This is a genomic window from Allobosea sp. 05T438, from assembly GCF_056396025.1.
The window spans coordinates 1-1,013 of the sequence record NZ_JBFTKQ010000054.1; the positions used below are offsets into that span (position 1 = coordinate 1).

The 1,013-nt window shown below is 61.7% G+C and carries 1 protein-coding gene; it reads right to left on the bottom strand.

Annotation, left to right across the window (positions count from 1 at the left end):
• Nucleotides 1-1,013 (bottom strand): sulfatase-like hydrolase/transferase (locus AC1DIN_RS29880; RefSeq protein ID WP_476812354.1); only part of this gene is annotated, 1,013 nt, incomplete at both ends.

Genomic DNA, 1,013 nt, shown 5'->3' on the forward strand with positions numbered 1-1,013 from the left:
CCGTCCTTGTAGTAAGAGCGGCTGCCCATGACCTCGAAATACTGCTCCTTCTTGCGATCCGGCTCAGTCGGGGACGCGAAGGAATAGGTCATGCTGGTGCCGTCGAGCTGATCCTGGCTGACGCCATCGACGAGCTTGGGCGGCGTGATGCGCAGGATGTCGTAGATCGTCGGCACGATGTCGTTGACGTGATGGAACTGCGGACGCGGCGTCTTGTCCGCCTTGATCCKGCTYGGCCAKGACACCGCGAGCGGYGTGCGCGTTCCGCCGAAATGCGCGGCGATCAGCTTTGTCGACCGATGGGGCGTGGAGCCGGCCCAGGCCCAGCCGGCATGGTACATGTTGTCCACCTTGGGCGACCCGAGCACATCCAGGCCGCCRAGCTCGTTCATGGTGCGGATATGGTCCTTGATCTCGGACGGAATGCCRTTCTGCGCCAGGAGCTCGCTGATCGTGCCGTTCTGGCCTTCCGCRCTCGAGCCGTTATCGCCCCAGATGTAGAAGACGAGCGTGTTGTCGCGGATGCCGAGTTCGTCCAGGGCATCGATCAGCCGGCCGGCCTGCGCATCGGCATGTTCGGTGTATCCGGCGAACACTTCCATGAGCCGACGCTGAAACGGCTTTTCGTCCTCGGGAATATCGGCCCATGCGGCAAGGGYCTTCGGCCGCGGCGTCAGCTCGGTGTCTTTCGGGATCCAGCCGAGTTCTTTCTGGCGGGCGAAGACGCGYTCGCGCATSACGTCCCAGCCTTCGTCGAACTTGCCCTTATATTTGTCCGCCCAGTCCTTGAAGATGTGATGCGGACCATGGGAGGCACCGGGGGCCCAATACATGAAGAAGGGCCGATCCGGCGTCAGCGCGTGGACCTGCTTCATCCATGAGACAGCCTTGTCGGTCATGTCTTCCGTGAAGTGATATTCCTTCTTCCCTTCGGACGGATTCAGCCGGACCGTGTTTTCGACGACCGCAGGCTCCCATTGCGAGGATTCTCCGGCAAGGAAGCCGTAGAAGTA